The 17,670-nt window shown below is 61.1% G+C and carries 15 protein-coding genes and 2 pseudogenes; 13 read left to right on the top strand and 4 right to left on the bottom strand.

Annotation, left to right across the window (positions count from 1 at the left end; translation table 11 throughout):
* Window positions 1-62: 62 nt before the first annotated feature.
* Window positions 63-632: pseudogene (locus OS035_RS28295) on the bottom strand (MmgE/PrpD family protein); the annotation flags it as partial.
* Here OS035_RS28295 and OS035_RS28290 point away from each other — a divergent pair.
* From OS035_RS28290 to OS035_RS28240, 11 genes and pseudogenes are all read left to right on the top strand, one after another.
* Window positions 612-1,484 (top strand): annotated as a pseudogene (locus OS035_RS28290) (amidohydrolase); the annotation flags it as partial. The pseudogenes OS035_RS28295 and OS035_RS28290 sit on opposite strands and share 21 nt — an antisense overlap.
* Before the next feature lie 142 nt (window positions 1,485-1,626).
* Window positions 1,627-2,760, top strand: coding sequence for a transporter substrate-binding domain-containing protein (locus OS035_RS28285; RefSeq protein ID WP_097629049.1), 1,134 nt, complete (start codon window positions 1,627-1,629; stop codon window positions 2,758-2,760).
* Between the two features lies 1 nt (window position 2,761).
* Window positions 2,762-3,385, top strand: a complete 624-nt coding sequence (locus OS035_RS28280; protein ID WP_097629048.1) for an ANTAR domain-containing response regulator — start codon at window positions 2,762-2,764, stop codon at window positions 3,383-3,385.
* Between the two features lie 194 nt (window positions 3,386-3,579).
* Entirely contained in the window at window positions 3,580-4,425 is an 846-nt protein-coding gene (locus tag OS035_RS28275) for a nitrilase family protein (protein WP_097629047.1), read from the top strand.
* Window positions 4,426-4,455: 30 nt separating this feature from the next.
* A complete protein-coding gene (locus tag OS035_RS28270) occupies window positions 4,456-5,604 on the top strand; it encodes a substrate-binding protein (RefSeq protein WP_131710810.1) in 1,149 nt (382 codons plus the stop codon).
* A 51-nt stretch (window positions 5,605-5,655) separates the two neighbouring features.
* Entirely contained in the window at window positions 5,656-6,489 is an 834-nt protein-coding gene (locus OS035_RS28265) for a branched-chain amino acid ABC transporter permease (protein WP_131710811.1), read from the top strand.
* Window positions 6,482-8,239: an ABC transporter permease subunit gene (locus OS035_RS28260; RefSeq protein ID WP_425517700.1), complete on the top strand. Its 1,758-nt coding sequence runs from the start codon at window positions 6,482-6,484 to the stop codon at window positions 8,237-8,239. Before OS035_RS28265 ends, OS035_RS28260 begins: the two co-directional genes overlap by 8 nt.
* Complete coding sequence (locus OS035_RS28255; protein WP_183778234.1) at window positions 8,232-8,939, top strand: ABC transporter ATP-binding protein; 708 nt, start codon at window positions 8,232-8,234, stop codon at window positions 8,937-8,939. Before OS035_RS28260 ends, OS035_RS28255 begins: the two co-directional genes overlap by 8 nt.
* A gap of 10 nt (window positions 8,940-8,949) precedes the next feature.
* Window positions 8,950-10,110, top strand: coding sequence for an amidase family protein (locus tag OS035_RS28250; RefSeq protein WP_183778232.1), 1,161 nt, complete (start codon window positions 8,950-8,952; stop codon window positions 10,108-10,110).
* A gap of 179 nt (window positions 10,111-10,289) precedes the next feature.
* A complete protein-coding gene (locus tag OS035_RS28245) occupies window positions 10,290-11,135 on the top strand; it encodes a pirin family protein (RefSeq protein WP_183778230.1) in 846 nt (281 codons plus the stop codon).
* 71 nt (window positions 11,136-11,206) lie between these two features.
* Window positions 11,207-11,425: a hypothetical protein gene (locus OS035_RS28240; protein ID WP_097629041.1), complete on the top strand. Its 219-nt coding sequence runs from the start codon at window positions 11,207-11,209 to the stop codon at window positions 11,423-11,425.
* A gap of 42 nt (window positions 11,426-11,467) precedes the next feature.
* Here OS035_RS28240 and OS035_RS28235 read toward each other — a convergent pair whose 3' ends face one another.
* The gene (locus tag OS035_RS28235; RefSeq protein WP_183778229.1) at window positions 11,468-11,908 is read right to left on the bottom strand and encodes a DMT family transporter; all 441 of its coding nucleotides are present in this window, start codon (window positions 11,906-11,908) and stop codon (window positions 11,468-11,470) included.
* Window positions 11,905-12,390 (bottom strand): DMT family transporter, encoded by a 486-nt coding sequence (locus tag OS035_RS28230; protein WP_183778227.1) that lies wholly within the window; start codon window positions 12,388-12,390, stop codon window positions 11,905-11,907. The genes OS035_RS28235 and OS035_RS28230 overlap by 4 nt, the downstream gene beginning before the upstream one ends.
* Window positions 12,391-12,569: 179 nt before the next feature.
* Between OS035_RS28230 and OS035_RS28225 the strand changes: the two genes are divergently transcribed.
* Window positions 12,570-12,809, top strand: a complete 240-nt coding sequence (locus OS035_RS28225) for a hypothetical protein (protein WP_183778225.1) — start codon at window positions 12,570-12,572, stop codon at window positions 12,807-12,809.
* Between the two features lie 66 nt (window positions 12,810-12,875).
* On the opposite strand, the gene OS035_RS28220 is transcribed toward OS035_RS28225, so the two are convergent.
* Window positions 12,876-14,642 carry an SLC13 family permease gene (locus OS035_RS28220; protein ID WP_183778223.1) on the bottom strand — a complete coding sequence of 589 codons (1,767 nt, stop codon included), beginning with the start codon at window positions 14,640-14,642 and terminating at the stop codon, window positions 12,876-12,878.
* Window positions 14,643-14,834: 192 nt separating this feature from the next.
* Between OS035_RS28220 and ligD the strand changes: the two genes are divergently transcribed.
* Window positions 14,835-17,477 (top strand): DNA ligase D, encoded by a 2,643-nt coding sequence (gene ligD, locus OS035_RS28215; RefSeq protein ID WP_331814299.1) that lies wholly within the window; start codon window positions 14,835-14,837, stop codon window positions 17,475-17,477.
* Window positions 17,478-17,670 lie beyond the last annotated feature (193 nt).

Raw genomic sequence — 17,670 nt, 5'->3', positions numbered from 1 at the left:
CGTGGCCTGAACGATGCAGTGGGCGGGGCGGGTTCCCCGCCTTCTATCCGTGTCGTGGCTTGTCAGAGCGACTGATGGCCTGCAATCAGGCTCCAGAAGGGATCGTCGCCGGACAGGTTTTCAAAATCGGCAAGCTTGCGAAGTTGCAGGAAAAAAACAGCGTCGTACCCATTCCGATTTCCCCAGCGCAAGCAGTCCATGAACTTAACTTCACGTTCGTGATCACTCATCGGCGCTTCGAGCGACCCCTTGGCGTGCAAACGTGATTTCCAATATATGCGCCCGTCGCGCAACGTGACCGTGACGACATGCGGGAGCCGCTCCACGCCTTTTTCCTCTTCGGCCGAATAGGACTCCATGCCGATGCGCGGCATGAATTCCCGGATTTCCGGCCGTCCGATCCCCTGCCGCGTAAAGTCCGAAAGGCTGAGAGCCCCATTGAGGAAAGCTGTCGCCAGGCAGTATTGCATCGAGAAGCGGGCCTGCATCTCATCGGTGGGCTCGGGATAAGCGAGGTTGCGGACGGCGGATATGCCGACTTTCGCCTCGATCCTGGCAATGTCGCCCGCCAAAAGTCCATGCTCCTGCTTCAGATCCAGAAGCGCATCGATCGCGCGATGGGTGTCGCGGCACATGCGGCCAACAGCGCCCATCTCGGCCGTTCGGCGCTCGATGCGGTCGAACTCATGAATGTCGGCGTCAATTTCCTGCGTGAACACATGCCGCAGGATTGTCGCGTTCACTACGCGATTACCGACACCGGCGGCAGGGCCGCCAATGTCGTGCAGGCCAGCGCCGAGGTTCTCTATCTGATCAGGGCGCCTGACATGCCGCAGGCGCTTGCGCTTGCCGGGCGCGTCGAGAAAGTTGCACGAGGTGCTGCGATGATGACCGAAACCGAAGTCGAGAGCGTGTTCGACACCGCCTCGACGAACCTTCTTCCCAACATCACGCTTGAAACGGCAATGCACGAGAACATGGTCACGCTCGGGCCGATAGCCTTCGACGAGGCCGACATCGCCTTCGCCCGGAAAATCCAGGACACCTTCACTGAGGAAGCGATCAAGAGCAGCATCCGCCTCTATCAGATCAGGGGCGATGTGTTCTCCAATGCCAAGGTCGATGGCTCGACGCCCTTGCACACCGGTCTGCGCGATTTCGAGGGACAATCGCATTTCCGGGCCGGATCGACCGATGTCGGCGACGTCAGCTGGGTGACGCCGACCGCGCAATGCTGGGCGCCAGCCTGGGCGATCGGCACCAATCCCCATACATGGCAGGTCGTCGCACAGGGAAAAAGCCCGGCCGCGCACAAAGCCATGGCGCATGCGGCCAAGACGCTTGCGACGACGGGGCTCGCATTGATGACGTCATCGGACCTCCTGGCAGCCGCGAAAGCCGAGTGGCGGGAAAGGACCGGCGGCAAAGCCTATACATGTCCGATCCCCGGCAATGTGATGCCCGCAACGGTTCATGGCCGGTAGTTCCCGTCTCCGTCTGCGGCAACGACCTGCATCGCACCCGCTTGCAGGATCCCATGGAAAAGCACTAAGGGTATGGGAGTCGAAAGCGCGGAACTGAGGCATTCACCGCGTTCGAACCTCCAACATTTCGGAAAAGGCAAAGATGACAAGCTCCGAATGGCGGGTGGGAGTGCTGTTTTCCAGAAGCGGAATTAGCGAAATCACGGAAACCGAGCACTTTCTTGGCACCGCGCTTGCGATCGAGGAAGTCAATGCAGCAGGCGGCGTGCTTGGCAAGCCTATCGTTCCGATCGCCTATGATCCGGGCGGGGACCAGGCCGCTTATCGCAACCTGGCGCGGCGGCTGCTCGCAGACGACGACGTCAACATCATCTTCGGCGCGTCGATGTCGGCCAGCCGAAAGGCGGTGCTGCCGATTGTTGAGCGGCACAACGGACTGCTGTTTTATCCGTCGATGTATGAAGGCTTCGAATATTCGGAGAATGTGGTCTATACCGGCGCCACCCTCAACCAGAACACTTTCGCGCTGGCAGAATATCTGCTGCGCCACCATGGACGCCGCATCCTCTTCGTCGGCGCGGATTACATCTATCCGCGCGAATCCAATCGGGTGATGCGGGATGTGCTCGAGGCAAAAGGCGGTGAAGTCGTCAGCGAGCGATATCTTCCTCTTCATGCCGACGAACAAACCTTGCGGTCGGTTATTTCCGATATCGTCCGTCTTGAGCCCGATGCCATTTTCTCGACGATCGTCGGCCGGCCGGCACAGCGCTTTTACCGCATGTATGCCGACGCGGGGATCGATCGCAAACGGGTTCCGATTGCCAGCCTGACCATGGCCGAGAGCGAGATTCGCGAGATCGGAGCCGACGCTTGCACCGGCCATATTCTTTCGGCGACCTATTTCCAGACGGTCGAAAACGAGGCGAATGAGCGCTTCGTGGCGGCGTTTAAAGCCCGCTTCGGCCAGGACTTCACCACCAGCGTATGGTCGCAGCCGGCCTATGCGCAGGTTCACCTTTTCGCCCGCGCACTCGCCCGGGCCGGCTCGCTCGAGACCCATCGCATTTCCGAGGAAATTCTCCTGGAGGATTTTTCTGCTCCGGAAGGGCGGATCAATTTTGACGCCGATACCCGGCATCTCTGGCTGCATCCCCGCATCGGCGTGGCGCGGGCCGACGGGCTTTTCGATATTGCCTGGCAGGCGCCCGGCCCGATCAGGCCGGACCCGTACCTGACCGCTTCGCGGTTCGAAGATGTTTGGTTGGGGGCCTGAGATGGCGGGACCAAGCCGGATCGTTCAGGATCTGCGGCGCGCACGCGTTCTGGTTGTCCATCCGCGCGACGAGGACGGCAATTTGCTGATCGCCCACCTCAAACGCCTCGGCTGCGAGGTTCGCGCGACCTGGCCGCTCCCGCCTGCCTTGCCGCCCGACATAGACACCGTCTTCCTGCATGTCGAGGATGTCCAACTCGAGCATGCGCTCGAGATCATCGATCTCCAACAGACGGCGGTCATCGCCATCCTGACATATGAGAGCCCGACGGCACTCCAGGCGATCATCGATCTCAACGCCCACGGCGTTATCAGCAAACCGCTGCGGCCGCTCGGCATTCTGACGCAATTTGCGCTTGCACGCTATCGGCAAAGCTACGAAAAACGGCTCGCCGGCAAGGTGCAAAAACTCGAGGAAACGTTGAAAAGCCGGCGGCTGGTCGAAAAGGCCGTTTCGGCGCTGCGGGTCATGAATGGCCTCGATGAAGAGGCGGCCTATAAGCTCTTGCGCGATCAGGCGACGTCAAGGCGCGTTCCGATGGCGACGATCGCCGAATCGATCATTGCCGCGCAAGACACGATGAAAAGCCTTGGACTGTCGATCGGCGCAAAAACGCAAATTTAAGCCTTGAGTTGTGGTCGCGCACGTCTTGAAAATATTGAATAGAGCGGCTTGACGGTCGTATTCTTTCGTGCCAGCCTAAAGATAACGAGCAGGTTTGCTCAGCGGCAGGGCTGCCGTATTAACATCATGGCTATGTAGCCTCTGGTTCACGGATTGAATTCCGTGCCAGAGGTTTTTTGCGTTTGGAGACGAGATTGAGCATCAAGACCTCGACCGCACGGATGGCAACCGTCGCAACCGTCCAGTTCGAACCCATCGTCGGCGATCGTGCCCATAACCTCGCCGCCATCGAGCGGCTGGCGAGGGCAGCAAAGGCCAAGGGCGCAGAGATCGTCGTTCTGCCGGAACTGGCCGACAGCGGCTACAGCTTCCGTGACGGCGACGAGGTTGCCGCATTGGCCGGTCCGGTACCCGGCGGCCCGACTGCCGAGACGCTCTGCCGCCTTGCCGGGGAACTTGGCCTTTACATCGTCAGCGGCGTTGCCGAGCAGGATGGCGAGCGGTTTTATAACAGCGCTCTTCTCTGCGGTCCGGAGGGATATATCGGCAAATACCGCAAGCTCCATCTCTGGAACAACGAAAACCGTCTTTTTAAAAAGGGTGATATCGGGCTGCCGGTATTTGACCTGCCCTTCGGCCGTATCGGCATCGCCATCTGTTACGACGGATGGTTTCCGGAAACATTCCGCGAGTTGGCGCTGGCCGGCGCGGAACTGGTCTGTGTGCCCACCAACTGGGTGCCGATGCCCGGTGCGGAAAGCGTTGCGGAGCCGATGGCCAACATCCTGCACAAGGCAGCCGCTCACACCAATGGCCTTTACATCGCCTGCGCCGACCGGATCGGCGTCGAGCGCGGCCAATCCTTCATCGGCCGCAGCTTTATCGTCGGCCCGCAAGGCTGGCCCATCTCCGGTCCGGCCAGTGCCGATCGCGAGGAAATCCTGATTGCAAAAATCGATCTGTCGAGCGTCACGGAGACCCGCACGCTCAACAGCTTCAATCATCTGCTCAGCGACCGCCGAGCCGATGTCTACGGGTAATCTCGACCCAACTCAAGAAAGGGGAACAAAATGCAAATGAAAACCATCATCCTGACACTGGCATCAGCGGCATTCGCCACCGCAGCTTTTGCCGAGGATCCAATCAAGATCGGCGTGCCGGTGGGGCTGTCAGGCGCAAACAGCGTGGTCGCCCCGTCGGTCGTCCAGGCTGCCGAACTCGCCGTCGAAGAAATCAATGCCAAAGGCGGCGTGCTCGGGCGGCCACTGGCGCTTGAGATCGCCGACGATGCATCCGGGGCCGCCGGCGCGCAAAAGGCCTTCGATTCCCTGGTTTTCCAGAAGGAGGTGAACGCCGTCATCTCCATGGAAACGAGTGCTGCACGCAATGCCGGACTGCCGATCATTTCCAAGGGTGACGTGCCGTATATCTACACGTCTTTCTACGAAGGCAAATCCTGCAACGCCAAGCTTTTCGTCAATGCCTGGGTGCCTGAACAGCAGGTGCCGCCTGTCGTCGACAATTTCATCGGCAAACAGGGCGCCAAGAAGTTCTTCTTGATCGGTTCGGACTATTCTTTCGGGCGCGGTATGCTGACCTTCGCCAAAGCCTATATCGAAAAAGCCGGCGGAGAGGTCGTTGGCGAGGAATATCTGCCGATGGACGGCAGCGACTGGACGGCCATCATCTCCAAGGTCCGCTCCTCCGGCGCCGACGCCATCATCACCTCGACGGCCGGCGGCGCACCGAACGTGACCTTGACCAAGCAGCTGCGTTCGTCCGGCGTCACCCTGCCTTACGGCAATCTGGCGGTCGACGAAGGCACCGCCAAGAGCATGGGCGCGGATGCCAAGGACATCTTCCTCTCCGCTTCCTACGTCACCGGCATCGACAGCCCCGAGAACAAGGCATTTCTCTCGGCCATGGAAAAGAAGTTCGGCAAGGAACTGCGCACGCCGAACGATCTTTCGGTGCCGCAATATGAGGCGATCTACCTCTATAAAGCGGCCGTCGAGAAGGCCGGCAGCACCGATACGGCTGATGTGCTCAAAGCCCTTCCCGACGTCTCCTTCACCGGTCCGCGCGGCAAGATCTCCATGAACAAGCAGCACCACGCGCCGCTGACGATGTATCTTGGCCAGGTAAAGGACGACGGCAGCGTTGCAGTCGTCGATAGCTTCAAAGATGTCGATCCTGGCGATCAGTGCCCGAATCTCTGAAACCAGCGAGGCGGGGCAGGGTGCCCCGCCTCCAGCATCGGAGTTCTAGAAATGACCCTCTTTCTCGATATCGTCAGCACCGCGGCCATTCTCTTCATCGTTGCCGCCGGGCTGCTTGCGATCTTCGGCGTGCTGAAGATCATCAATTTCGCGCACGGCGCGTGGCTGACCATCGGGGCTTACTGCGCTGTCGTCGTCAGCGGGTTCGGCCTCAATCCGTGGCTTGCCATTCCCTTCGCGTTTCTAGTCGGAGCGATCCTCGGCGGTATCGCCGAACGCTTCATCGTGCGGCCTCTCTATCGCCGGCCGCTCGACGCCATTCTCGCAACCTGGGGCCTTGGCATCGTCATCGGCCAGTTGATCACGCTCTGGTTCGGCCGCGACGTGCAGTTCACGCCGGCGCTGCTGCCCGGCACCTTCGATCTCTTTGGCACCGGCTACTCGGCCTACCGCCTTTTCGCCATTGCCGCGGCTATCGGTCTGGGCCTCGGTTTCACCTTGCTGCTCGATGGGACAAGGCTTGGCCTTTCCGCCCGGGCAGTCATCATGAATGAAACACTGGCGCGCGGACTCGGTATCGACACCGAAAAGGTGCGGCTCGCGACCTTCATGATCGGCACCGGCCTTGCCGCCCTGGCAGGCGTACTGCTGGCGCCGCTGACCAGCGTCGATCCCAATATGGGCGTCGCCTGGCTGACGGGCGCCTTCATGCTGGTGATGGTCGCGGGCTCTTCGTTCGCCGCGCTTGCCGGCGCCTGCCTCATCTTCGGGGCCGCCCAGGTGCTCGTCAGCACCTATTTCAGCCCAATCCTCGGCGGCATCACCGTGGCCGTCCTCTGCGCAATCACACTGCGCATACGTCCGAAAGGATTTGCCCGTGCGTGACAGACAAAAACTCCGGCTTGTCCTTCTACTGGCGCTGGCGCTTGCAGCCCTCCTGCTGATCGTCTTGGGACCGACGTTTCTCGGCCGCTTCAGCCTCAACGTCCTGACGCGTTCGATGATCTACGCCATGCTGGCGATCACTGTCGACTTGCTCTGGGGCTATACGGGTGTTCTCACCTTCGGGCAGGCGGCATTCTTTGGCGTCGGCGCCTATGCCACCGCCATGGTTCTCACCCATATCGGCGCAAGCCCGGCGCTTTTCGTCGTCGCCCTTGTGGCCGCCGTGCTCGTTCCGCTCGTGCTTGGCCTCGCCGTCGGCTGGCTGTCGTTCTATCACGGATCGACACCGCTTTACGCCACCGTGATCTCGCTCGTTGTGCCGATCGTCGTCACACAGCTCGTCTTTTCGGGCGGCACCTGGACCGGTTCATCGAGCGGCCTTGTCGGTTACGACACTCTGCCGCTCGGGCTTCCCGGCTACTTCCGCCTGTCGGGCGCCTGTCTACTGGCATTGGCGATTGTTGCGATCGTCTTTGTCCGGTCGGATGCCGGCCGTCTGCTTGTGGCAATCCGCGACAATGAAGCCCGAGTCGCCTATCTGGGCATGAATCCGGCCCGGTTGAAGATCGTCCTGACGGGCGTTCTTGCCGGCGTATGCGGCCTTGCGGGCTTCCTTTATGCCAATGCATCCGGTGTCGTCGCACCAGAGAATACCGGTTTCGTCTTCGGAACCGAACTCGTCGTCTGGACGGCGCTCGGTGGCCGGGGAACGATCATCGGGCCGTTGTTCGGCGCAATCGGTATCGACTATCTGAGCGCTAGTCTTTCGGGCGATCTGCCCTTCCTCTGGCAGCTGATCGTCGGTGCGCTGTTCGTCATCATGATCATCCTTCTGCCGGGCGGCCTCGCCTCCCTGGTGACGCGTTTCCTCAAGTCCGCAAGCTCCAACAGCGCCCTGAAGTCCTTGCCGACGCGCATCGTCGCCAGGAATGGTGCGGTGGCAGGCAAAAGCCTTCTGTCGATCCGCGGTCTCGGCAAGTCCTATGGCAGCTTGGCCGTGCTGAAGGGCATCGACCTGGAAATCGGCGCCGGAGAACTCGTCAGCCTGGTCGGCCCGAACGGCGCCGGCAAGACCACGCTGATGCGTTGTCTTTCGGACGGTACCGAGCAGATCGAAGGTCAAGTGGATATCATCGGCACCAATATCGCCGGTCGTGCACCCGAACGGATCGTCGCACTCGGCGTCGGCCGGAAATTCCAGGTCGCCAGCATCTTCGACAGCATGACCATCGGCGAATGCCTGAAGATGGCGCGTCTCAGCCGCGAGACGCCCAACCCGATGCGATCGTCCGCCGAGATCATGCTGCCGGCCGCTGCGGCCGAAATCCTGACGCTCACCGGCATGGCAGGCATGCTGGACAAACCGGTCTCGCTGCTGTCGCACGGTCAAAGGCAGGCTCTGGAACTGGCGATGGTCGTCGCTCTGGAACCTCGCATCATTCTTCTCGACGAGCCAACGGCGGGTCTTACCAAGACCGAACGCATGACCATCGGCACCATCCTCAAGAAACTGACGGACGAGATGGGTTTCGCCGCCATCCTGGTCGAACACGATCTGGATTTCGTGCGTGAGATATCGAGCCGCATCGTGGTTCTCCATCAGGGCAAACTGGTTCTCGACGGCACGGTGAATGACGTGGTCAATTCCGAAACGGTTCGCACCATCTACGCAGGAGGCGCACATGGCTGACGCGTTCAAACTCGAGCTCAGCACTGTGTCGAGCGGATATGGCGCGGTCGATGTCGTCAATGAGGTGTCGCTCGCCATCCGGCCCGGCGAGATCCTCACCCTCATGGGCAAAAACGGCATGGGCAAAACGACGCTGCTGAAGACGATCCTCGGCTTCCTGCGGGTCGGCAAAGGCAAGATCGAGGTCGATGGCGCCCCTATCACCGACAGGAAACCGGCGGAGCTGATCGCTTCCGGAATCGGCTATGCGCCCCAGGAATTGCCGTTGTTTCAGGATCTTTCCATCCGCGACAATCTGCGCCTGGCGCTAAAGGGCGACCGGGACCTGGCATCCGCCCTGGAGAGGGTCTACGGCTATTTCCCGTTCCTAAAGGACCGGTTGACCCAGAATGCCGGCACGCTATCGGGCGGTGAGCAGAAAATGCTGATCCTGGCACGGGCGCTGATGCTGCGGCCAACGCTGCTGCTAATCGACGAAATCTCCGAAGGCCTGCAGCCCTCCGTCGTCCAGAACATTGCCAAGGCGTTGAGGGACGACCGTGAGAAACGCGGCACGACCATCCTGCTGGTCGAACAGAACCTGGATTTCGCCCTTTCGGTAGCGGATCGCTGGGCCATTCTCAAACTTGGAGCGATCGAAGACGAAAGCGCCAATGGTCCGGACAGCCGCAGCCGTGTCTTGCAACATCTGAAGATCTAGGGAGCGGTAAGTGCAGGACCGGTGGAATGCATTCATGCCCTATCCCGACGTCGATGTCGGCCATGCGTCCACCGGCCCACTTTCCGGCCTTCGCCTGGCGGTAAAGGACCTTTTCGACGTTGCCGGCTATCCAACTGCGGCCGGCAATGCCGCGGTGCTCGCTGCATCGGGCATCAGGGCAGCGACGGCGCCTTTGGTCCAGGCGCTTCTGGATGCCGGCGCCTGTTTCGTCGGCAAAACCAATACGGACGAACTCGCCTATTCCCTCATCGGCGGCAACGTCCATTTCGGCATGCCGAGAAACCCGCGCGATCCTGACCTTATTCCCGGTGGATCGTCTTCCGGTTCGGCCGTCGCAGTTGCCGCCGGCCTTGCGGATATCGGGCTTGGAACAGACACGTCCGGCTCCATCCGGCTGCCCGCCGCCATCAACGGCCTCATCGGCTGGCGGCCGACACATGGAAGCCTCGACAACAGGGCATTGCGTGCGCTGGCGCCAAGTTTCGATGTGCCGGGTTTCATGACGAGAAGTCTGGAACCCATGGACGCGGTGATGAGCGCCGTCGGCATGCCCGCGGCAAATGACCGACCAATATCCATTCTCATTCCCGCAGATATCTTCGAAACCATCGACGGCGCGATCGCCGATGAGATGATCGCCAGCATTCGATCGGCGGTCATGCCTATTCGCAAGATCGACTCTATTTCCTCATTCAGCCTCGCGGATCTTGCTGTGGCGTTCATCACCATCCTGCAAAAGGAGGCCTGGGAAAGCAACAAAACGCTCTTCGAGCAGGCCCCGGAGGCAATTGCGCCCGATATTGCCGCGCGCCTTTTGTCAGGATCTCGCCTCGAAGACTGGGAAGTGCGCGAGGCGCGTGCGATTGCCAAGCTCTTTTCCGGGGAAATCGACCGATTGCTGGGCGAAAATGTAGTCGTCGCTCTTCCGACCTTGGCCATGAGCGCGCCAACCCGCGATGCCGAACCGGAAAGTTTTGCCGCATTTCGTTCCGCTTGTGTCAAGCTTCTGTGTCTCTCGGGCCTCAGCGGCTGCACGCAGTTGGCGTTCCCAATCACCGATTGCGCGGGCAATATTTCGCTTTCGTTGCTCGGCGCAAGGAGCACCGACAGGATGCTTGTCTATGTGGCTCGACAAATAAGAGCTGAGTGAACGAGCATGCTACGGGCGGGGAGGATCGCGTGGTCGGCGATCGCATCGGTCGTGCTCTTCTGGTGCAAGACTGCCGTATAATTTATCCTCGACAGCAATTCAAAACGGCCGTTTCTCAATGGAGGCGCGGCGCTGTCATGGCCTAGTGTCGTCACTGCCTTGCAAGCACGGAGGATGCGATGCTGCTTAAGGGCGAACGGACATTCGTGGTGCGGGACTCGGGCGGCTTCGTCGTGCACGTCAACATGCCGGGATGGCTGAGGCCGAAGCCGACCGATCACGGCCATGGCCCTCTCGCCATGGTCGTCGAATCTCTCCTTGATCCCGGCCGGCAGATCGCGATGCACGAGCACCGGAACGACGAGATCATTTCCTGGGTGCCTGACAGCGTCATGCGTCACGACGACAGGGCCACCGGCCGGCTGGTGATCGACCGCGACCACCTGATGGTGATAAATGCCGGAGCAAGCTTCTGGCATTCCGAAGAGACGCTGGCATCCGATCGGCCGCTGCGGATGCTGCAGATCCTTATTCGACCGCGTGCAGCCGATCTCGAGCCGAAAATCCAGTACGGACCGCTGCCGGCGGCCGCGGCAAACGCCTGGCGGCACCTGGTCGGGCCCGAGGGGGAAGACGCGCCGTTTTATGTCCGCAGCGCGGTCGACGTCTTCGACATCCGGCTGGAGGCGGGCGCAAAGGTGGAATTCCCCTATAGGCAGGACCGGGACCTCTATTTCTACGTCTTCACTGGGTCCGTTGTCGTCGGTTCACAGGTGTTCGCCGAAGGCGAGCAGGGGCTGTCTTTATCGGGTGGCAGGCTCGACGCCGAAGCGGCGGTCCCGAGCATGCTGGTCGCCTTTCTGCTCGATCCGGACGCCCCGGTCACTAGGCAGGGGACGATCGGCGATCACAGGAAGATCCCGTCAGCAATTTTCATCCGCGCATTTCTAAGGTGGAGGAAATTTCGCCATATGTGGTATCGTCTTTTTTCGCAACGCCGCCCGAAGGGCAAAAAGGCGATGTGAAGCGAAACAAGACGGAACAAGGATGCCCCTAATGGGTTTCGAACCTTAGCGTTCAATAGGAGGAGCATTTCATGCCTACGGTTGCCGCGACATCCATAACTCCCCCGGACCAGCATCTTGTCACAGCGCGCGAAGCCCTTGAGCCGCTTTATGAGAAGCTCGAGCTTCAAACGGAATCGCTGGTGCTGGCTGCCGCGCTGGAGGCGGGATGGTCTCCGGATGAGGCGACGGAGGCGCTTGCGGCACTCAGACTGCAGGACGCCCTTTCCACCCTGGGACGCACAAATTAGCCCAGATTCCGTCCCTGACAGCTTCGGCAAAATTGCCGGCGGCTATTGCGAGCCGCCGCTTTTGCGTCGCCTCCGGCTGACCATCATTCCGCCGACGATCAGAAGAATTCCGGTCGCGTTCGCCCAGAACGAGGTCGGAGCGGCGCGCGCATAATCCAGCGCCACGCTGGTGACCATCTGGCCGCCAATGATCAGCAGAGCCGTATTGACCGCGCCGATGCGCGCAATCGCCCAGCTGCCTGCCGCCACGAAAACGACGCCGATCGGACCACCGAGATAGATATACCAAGGCGCCTCGCCGGCGCCGGCAGGAAGCAGGCCTCCGACAACGAGACCGAGGCAGCTCAGCACAGCAAAGCCGACGGCATGGTTCCAGAAGGATGCGATGAGCGGCGTGGTCGATATGCTCAACCGCCCATTGAGCTGACGGCTGAGGCCGACGAGCACGCCGCCAAGGCAAGCAATGAGAATGAACACCGTCATGCCCCACCTCGCCCAAACAGGATAATCAGCGCGCCGCCGGTAACCACCAGGCCGAGCGCGGCGATGTCCCGGACATCCGGGCGCCGCTTTGGCAGACCGAACAGTCCCCAATTGTCGGCCGCCAGGCTGAAAGCGACCTGACCTGCCAAACCCAAAGCCAAGGTGCCGGAGAGCCCGAGCGGCGAGTTGACCGCTGTCGAGGTCAAAATGACCGTTGCGGCGCCGGATACCCCACCGAGATAGGCCCACAAAGGTGCGCGGCCGGGCTTTCCCGCCATCGGCGTGCGTCGGCGGTAGAGCGCCAAAAGAAGAACGACGGCGGCGACCATGCCTGTGCCGTGCGCGGTCCAGGATGAAAACAGCGGATTGCCGTAACGTGCCAGCTCCCCATTCAGATGCACCATGAATGTCAGAAGCCCACCGGTCGCAAAAGCGCCGATGAAATGTATGGGATGCGAATTACGTCCTGCTTCGATGGTCATTGCAGATCCCGTCAAAGAATCGATTGCGGCCGGTATTTTTCAGATTGCTACCACAGCAGGCGCAGCTTTTCAGGAGGCGCAAAAGACGCTGCAGAATCGCAGCATCTTGCATCCGGCCGGACCTTTCAGCTTCGACATCGGAGTGCTAAACGGCGGCGTTTGCACTTAAAGGAAATATGATGAGAAAATTGCTTCGCCTGCTGCTGGTAATCGCTCTGGCCGTCGTCGTCTTTACAGGTTTTCGCTGGTATCGCTATGTCAGCAACACCGACAGCCCCTATGATGAAATCGGCATCACCCTCAACGATGCCATGCCCGGCCCGATCAACAACTGGGGCTGCGCCAAGCTGAAAACCACCTTCGCCGGCTCCCTGCCACCTTTGGGCTGCGCCGGCGCCGACGGGACGCAGTGGAAGTAATGCTGCCAGGCTGCGCCAAGGGGCGCAGCCTGAATTGCCTCGCAGGGGTTAGTCAAATTGGCCCGGTCAAATCGGCCAGACGGCCAGCAGGGCAGGCACGCTGACGAGCACGACGATGAGCGAGAGTGGCAGGCCCAATCGCGCATAGTCGCCAAATCGATATCCGCCCGGCGCCATGACCAGCGTGTTGCACTGGTGGCCGATCGGCGTGAGGAAATCACAGCCGGCGCCGATTGCCACCGCCATCAGAAAGGCATCGGGCCGGTAGCCAAGCTTGGCGGCAAAGGTCGCGGCAATCGGCGCCATGACCAAAACGGTCGCGGCATTGTTCAAAAACGGCGTCACGGCCATGGCCGCAACCAGGATCAATGCCAGAGCGCCGAACGGCGGCAGCATCTCGGCGGTGCGCGACAGGAGGTCGGCGATGATGTCGGTCGTTCCGGTGGTTCGGAGCGAATCGCTGATCGGGATGAGGGCGGCCAGCATGATCAGAATGGGCGCATCGAGATGATGATAGACTTCGCGCAAGGGAATGGACCCGGTCATCACCATCAGAAAGGCGGCGGCGAAAAATGCCGTCGCCACGGGAATGCCGCCGAAGGCCGTCGCCGCCATCGTCGCCAGCAGGATCATGACGGGGATCATGCCGTTGCGCGCGTTGCCGAGCTTCAGATCCCGTTCGACCAGCGGCAGGCAGCCCCATTCACGCAGGAGATCCGGCAGCTTCTGCAAGTCGCCCTGCAGCACCACAACGTCGCCGTTGCGGATCTTGATCTCGCCCAGACGCTCGGTGAAGCGCCTGTCCCGGCGGCTGACGGCAAGAAGATTGAGGCCGGTATTGTGGAAGAGGGAGACGTCCTTTGCGCTGACGCCTATCAGGCGGGAATGTTCGCCGACGATGGCTTCGACGGAACTGATATCCTGGCGCATCTCGGACTCATGTTTACGATCGGACAGTTGAAGCTTGGCTTCACTGACGATCTTGTCGAGGGCGCTTTGCTCGCCCTCGATGATAAGAAGGTCGCCATCCTTGAGCACGGTGTCGGGAAGAGGCGTTCGTCTTTGGCCGCTGCCGCCGATAATCGCGGTCACCATCGCATCGCCGCCGGCCGGCTTCTGCAGCCAGCTGACGGACCGGCCAATCGCCCCCGACGGCGTTATGACCTTCGCCTCGGTCGTGTAGTTCTTGATCGCCACCGCCTCGTCCATCGACGTTTCCACCCGCGATCTTTCAGGAAGCAGCTTGTAGAACAGCCCTAGAAAGACAATGCCGGCGACCGACAGCGCCAGGCCGACAGGCGTATAGTCGAACATCGTGAACGGCTGCCCGGTAATCTCCTCGCGCACCCGGGAAACGATGATATTCGGCGATGTGCCGATCTGAGTCATAAGCCCTCCGAGCAGCGAGGCGAAAGACATCGGCATCAGGAACATCGACGGTGATACGCGTGATTTCCGGGCCATCTGCACGGCAACCGGGATCATGATTGCCAGTGCACCGATATTTTTGACGAAAGCCGACAGGGCCGCGACGATGGCAACCAAGATGATCAGTTGCATCCGCGGCCCGCGTCTTTCGGGAGAAAATCGGCGCAGCGCCAGATCCATGATCCCGGATCGCGATATCGCCGCACTGACGATCAGCGCACTGCCGACGATGATGACAATGTCATCTGAAAAACCGGAAAAGGCGATTTTGGCAGGGACGATGCCGGCAATGACGGCAACGAGAAGCGAACTCACGGCGACGACGTCGTATCGGTAACGCCCCCACACAAAGGCGCCCATCATGAGCGCGATGATGAGAAGAGAGAGCCATTGGTCAACGCGCATGTTTGCATCCCGGTGGTAGGAATTAACGTTTGAAGCAGGAGAACGATACGACACGATGGCGATTTTTTTCATCGCCTCCGGTCGCCGGCAAATCGGATGGGCTGACAAGCCCGCCCTCCATTGAGACCATCATGGAACTCTATGCCGCCAGCCGGCATTTCGTGCTTTGGGGATGCTGATTCGGAAACGACCATGGCCAGTGACAACCTCTCGACATACCGATCGAAGCGCGACTTTAAAAAAACAGCGGAGCCGAGCGGCGAGAAGCAGATCGCGCGCAGCAATCGCCGTCGCTTCATCATCCAGAAACATGACGCCACTCGGCTGCATTACGACCTGCGACTGGAACTCGACGGCGTCTTCAAATCCTGGGCTGTCACCAAAGGCCCATCGCTCGATCCGCACGACAAGCGGCTGGCCGTCGAGGTCGAAGATCACCCGCTCGATTATGGCGACTTCGAAGGCACGATCCCGAAAGGCCAATATGGCGGCGGTACGGTGATGCTGTGGGACCGCGGCTATTGGGAGCCCGAGGGAAAGAAGAGCCCGCAGCAGGCGCTCGCCAAGGGCGACTTCAAGTTCATCCTGGAAGGCGAAAGGCTGCACGGCAGTTTCGTTCTGGTGCGCATGCGCAACGATCGCGATGGCGGCAAGCGAACCAACTGGCTGCTGATCAAGCACCACGACGCATTCTCGGTCGAGGAGGACGGCGCAGCGGTCCTGGAGGAAAACGACACCTCCGTCGCCTCCGGCCGGACGATGGACGCAATCGCCGCCGGCAAGGGCCGCAAGCCAAAGCCGTTCATGCTCAAGGGCGGCGATCTCAAGGCGGACGCGGTCTGGGACAGCAATCACGGGCTGGCCGCCGAAGAGAGGAAAGAGGAGGGCCGAGTCGGCAAGACGCCGAAAACGGTGGCAAGGATCGATCTCCCGGACTTCATTGCGCCGCAGCTTTGCCAGACCCTGGAGCGTCCGCCGCCCGGCGAGGGCTGGATTCACGAGATCAAGTTCGACGGCTACCGTATCCAGATGCGCATACTCGAGGGCGAGGTGACGCTGAAGACCCGCAAAGGGCTCGACTGGACCGGCAAATATCCAGAGATCGCCGAAGCGGCATCGGCGCTGCCCGACGCCATCATCGACGGCGAGATCTGCGCTCTCGACGACCATGGCGTACCGGATTTCGCAGCCCTGCAGGCCGCCATTTCGGAAGGCAGGACAGGCGATCTCGTCTATTTCGCCTTCGATCTTCTCTACGACGGCGGCGAGGACCTGCGATCTCTGCCTGTGGTCGAGCGCAAGGCGCGGCTTCAGAGCCTTCTTGCGGATGCCGGCAATGACCCTCGGATCCGTTTCGTCGAGCATTTTGAGACCGGCGGCGATGCGGTCCTGCGCTCCGCCTGCAAGCTATCGCTGGAAGGCATCGTCTCCAAACAAGGCGATGCACCCTATCAATCCGGCCGCACCGACAGCTGGGCGAAGTCGAAATGCCGCGCCGGGCACGAAGTGGTGATCGGCGCCTATGCCAAGACCAACGGCAAATTCCGATCGCTGCTGGTCGGCGTCTACCGCGGCGACCACTTCGTCTATGTCGGCCGCGTCGGCACGGGATATGGCGCCAGGAAAGTCGAAACGCTGCTGCCGAAGCTGCAGGCGCTCGAGGCGGCGAAGTCGCCCTTCACCGGCATCGGCGCGCCGAAGAAGGAGGCCGATGTCACCTGGCTGAGGCCCAAGCTCGTGGCGGAAATCGAGTTCGCGGGCTGGACGGCCGACGGCATCGTCCGCCAGGCCGCCTTCAAGGGCCTGCGGGAGGACAAGCCTGCCAAGGAGGTCAAGGCCGAACGGCCGGCCAAGCCAGCAGAAACCGACGTGGCGGAGCCGGCGGCTGAGAAGGCCAAGGCCGCCCGCCGAAAGGGCGCCAAAGCCGAGGTCATGGGCGTGATGATCTCCAATCCGGACAAGCCGCTGTGGCCGGATGCCAATGACCGCAAACCGGTGACCAAAGAGGATCTGGCCCGCTATTATGAAGCCGTCGGCGGCTGGATGATCGCGCATATCGAGGGACGCCCCTGTTCGATCATCCGTGCGCCCGATGGGCTCGGCGGCGAGCAGTTCTTCCAGCGCCATGCGATGCCCGGCACCTCGAACCTGCTCGAATTGGTCAAGGTCTTCGGCGACAAAAAGCCCTATCTGCAGATCGACCGGGTCGAGGGCCTGGCAGCCGTGGCGCAGGTCGGCGCTGTCGAGCTGCACCCCTGGAATTGCCAACCGCATAAGCCGGAGGTGCCGGGCCGGCTGGTGTTCGATCTCGACCCTGGCCCCGACGTACCGTTCTCGACAGTCGTTTCCGCCGCCCGCGAGATGCACGACCGTCTCGACGCGCTCGGTCTCATCAGTTTCTGCAAGACCACCGGCGGCAAGGGCCTGCACGTCGTCACGCCGCTTGCGCTCAACAAACGCAAGCCGCTTTCCTGGGTGCAGGCGAAAAGCTTCGCGCACGACGTCTGCCAGCAGATGGCGCGTGACAATCCCGATCTCTATCTGATCAAGATGACCAAGAGCCTGAGAAACGGCCGCATCTTCCTCGACTATCTCCGCAATGACCGGATGGCGACGGCGGTGGCACCCTTGTCGCCTCGTGCGCGACCCGGCGCCACCGTCTCGATGCCGCTGAGCTGGAGCCAGGTCAAAGCGGATCTCGACCCGAAACGCTTCACCATCCGCACCGTGCCGGCCCTGCTGTCGAAATCATCGGCTTGGCAAGATTATAGCGACGGCCAGCGCCCGCTGGAGCAGGCGATCAAACGCCTGGGCAAAGTCTCCGACGCGGCCTGAGCGCGAACAACAATCCGCCCGTGGCGGGCTGTTTTGCCGGAATGAATTTTTTCCGCGTGCCGATCTTGCCCTCCGGAAAGCGGCTCCAAATTACAGCGGAGTGGATCGCCGACATCAAGCGTTTGACAATCCTCTTCCCCTGAGGTCTACTGGCCCACTTACCGGACCAGTAGACCTCAGGGGGAGGGCATGG

The sequence above is a fragment of the Rhizobium sp. 268 genome (genome assembly GCF_036571585.1).
Taxonomy (GTDB): Bacteria; Pseudomonadota; Alphaproteobacteria; order Rhizobiales; family Rhizobiaceae; genus Rhizobium; species Rhizobium redzepovicii.
The sequence above is the reverse complement of the archived record's forward strand: the minus strand, read 5'-3'. Positions and strand labels throughout refer to the sequence as shown.

Bases quoted from the DNA above. Each gene is read 5' to 3' on its own strand.
- OS035_RS28285 (WP_097629049.1), top strand. From the start codon at position 1,627: ATGACAAGCTCCGAATGGCGGGTGGGAGTGCTGTTTTCCAGAAGCGGA.
- OS035_RS28280 (WP_097629048.1), top strand. From the start codon at position 2,762: ATGGCGGGACCAAGCCGGATCGTTCAGGATCTGCGGCGCGCACGCGTT.
- OS035_RS28270 (WP_131710810.1), top strand. From the start codon at position 4,456: ATGCAAATGAAAACCATCATCCTGACACTGGCATCAGCGGCATTCGCC.
- OS035_RS28265 (WP_131710811.1), top strand. From the start codon at position 5,656: ATGACCCTCTTTCTCGATATCGTCAGCACCGCGGCCATTCTCTTCATC.
- OS035_RS28255 (WP_183778234.1), top strand. From the start codon at position 8,232: ATGGCTGACGCGTTCAAACTCGAGCTCAGCACTGTGTCGAGCGGATAT.
- OS035_RS28245 (WP_183778230.1), top strand. From the start codon at position 10,290: ATGCTGCTTAAGGGCGAACGGACATTCGTGGTGCGGGACTCGGGCGGC.
- OS035_RS28240 (WP_097629041.1), top strand. From the start codon at position 11,207: ATGCCTACGGTTGCCGCGACATCCATAACTCCCCCGGACCAGCATCTT.
- OS035_RS28235 (WP_183778229.1), bottom strand. From the start codon at position 11,908: ATGACGGTGTTCATTCTCATTGCTTGCCTTGGCGGCGTGCTCGTCGGC.
- OS035_RS28230 (WP_183778227.1), bottom strand. From the start codon at position 12,390: ATGACCATCGAAGCAGGACGTAATTCGCATCCCATACATTTCATCGGC.
- OS035_RS28225 (WP_183778225.1), top strand. From the start codon at position 12,570: ATGAGAAAATTGCTTCGCCTGCTGCTGGTAATCGCTCTGGCCGTCGTC.
- OS035_RS28220 (WP_183778223.1), bottom strand. From the start codon at position 14,642: ATGCGCGTTGACCAATGGCTCTCTCTTCTCATCATCGCGCTCATGATG.
- ligD (WP_331814299.1), top strand. From the start codon at position 14,835: ATGGCCAGTGACAACCTCTCGACATACCGATCGAAGCGCGACTTTAAA.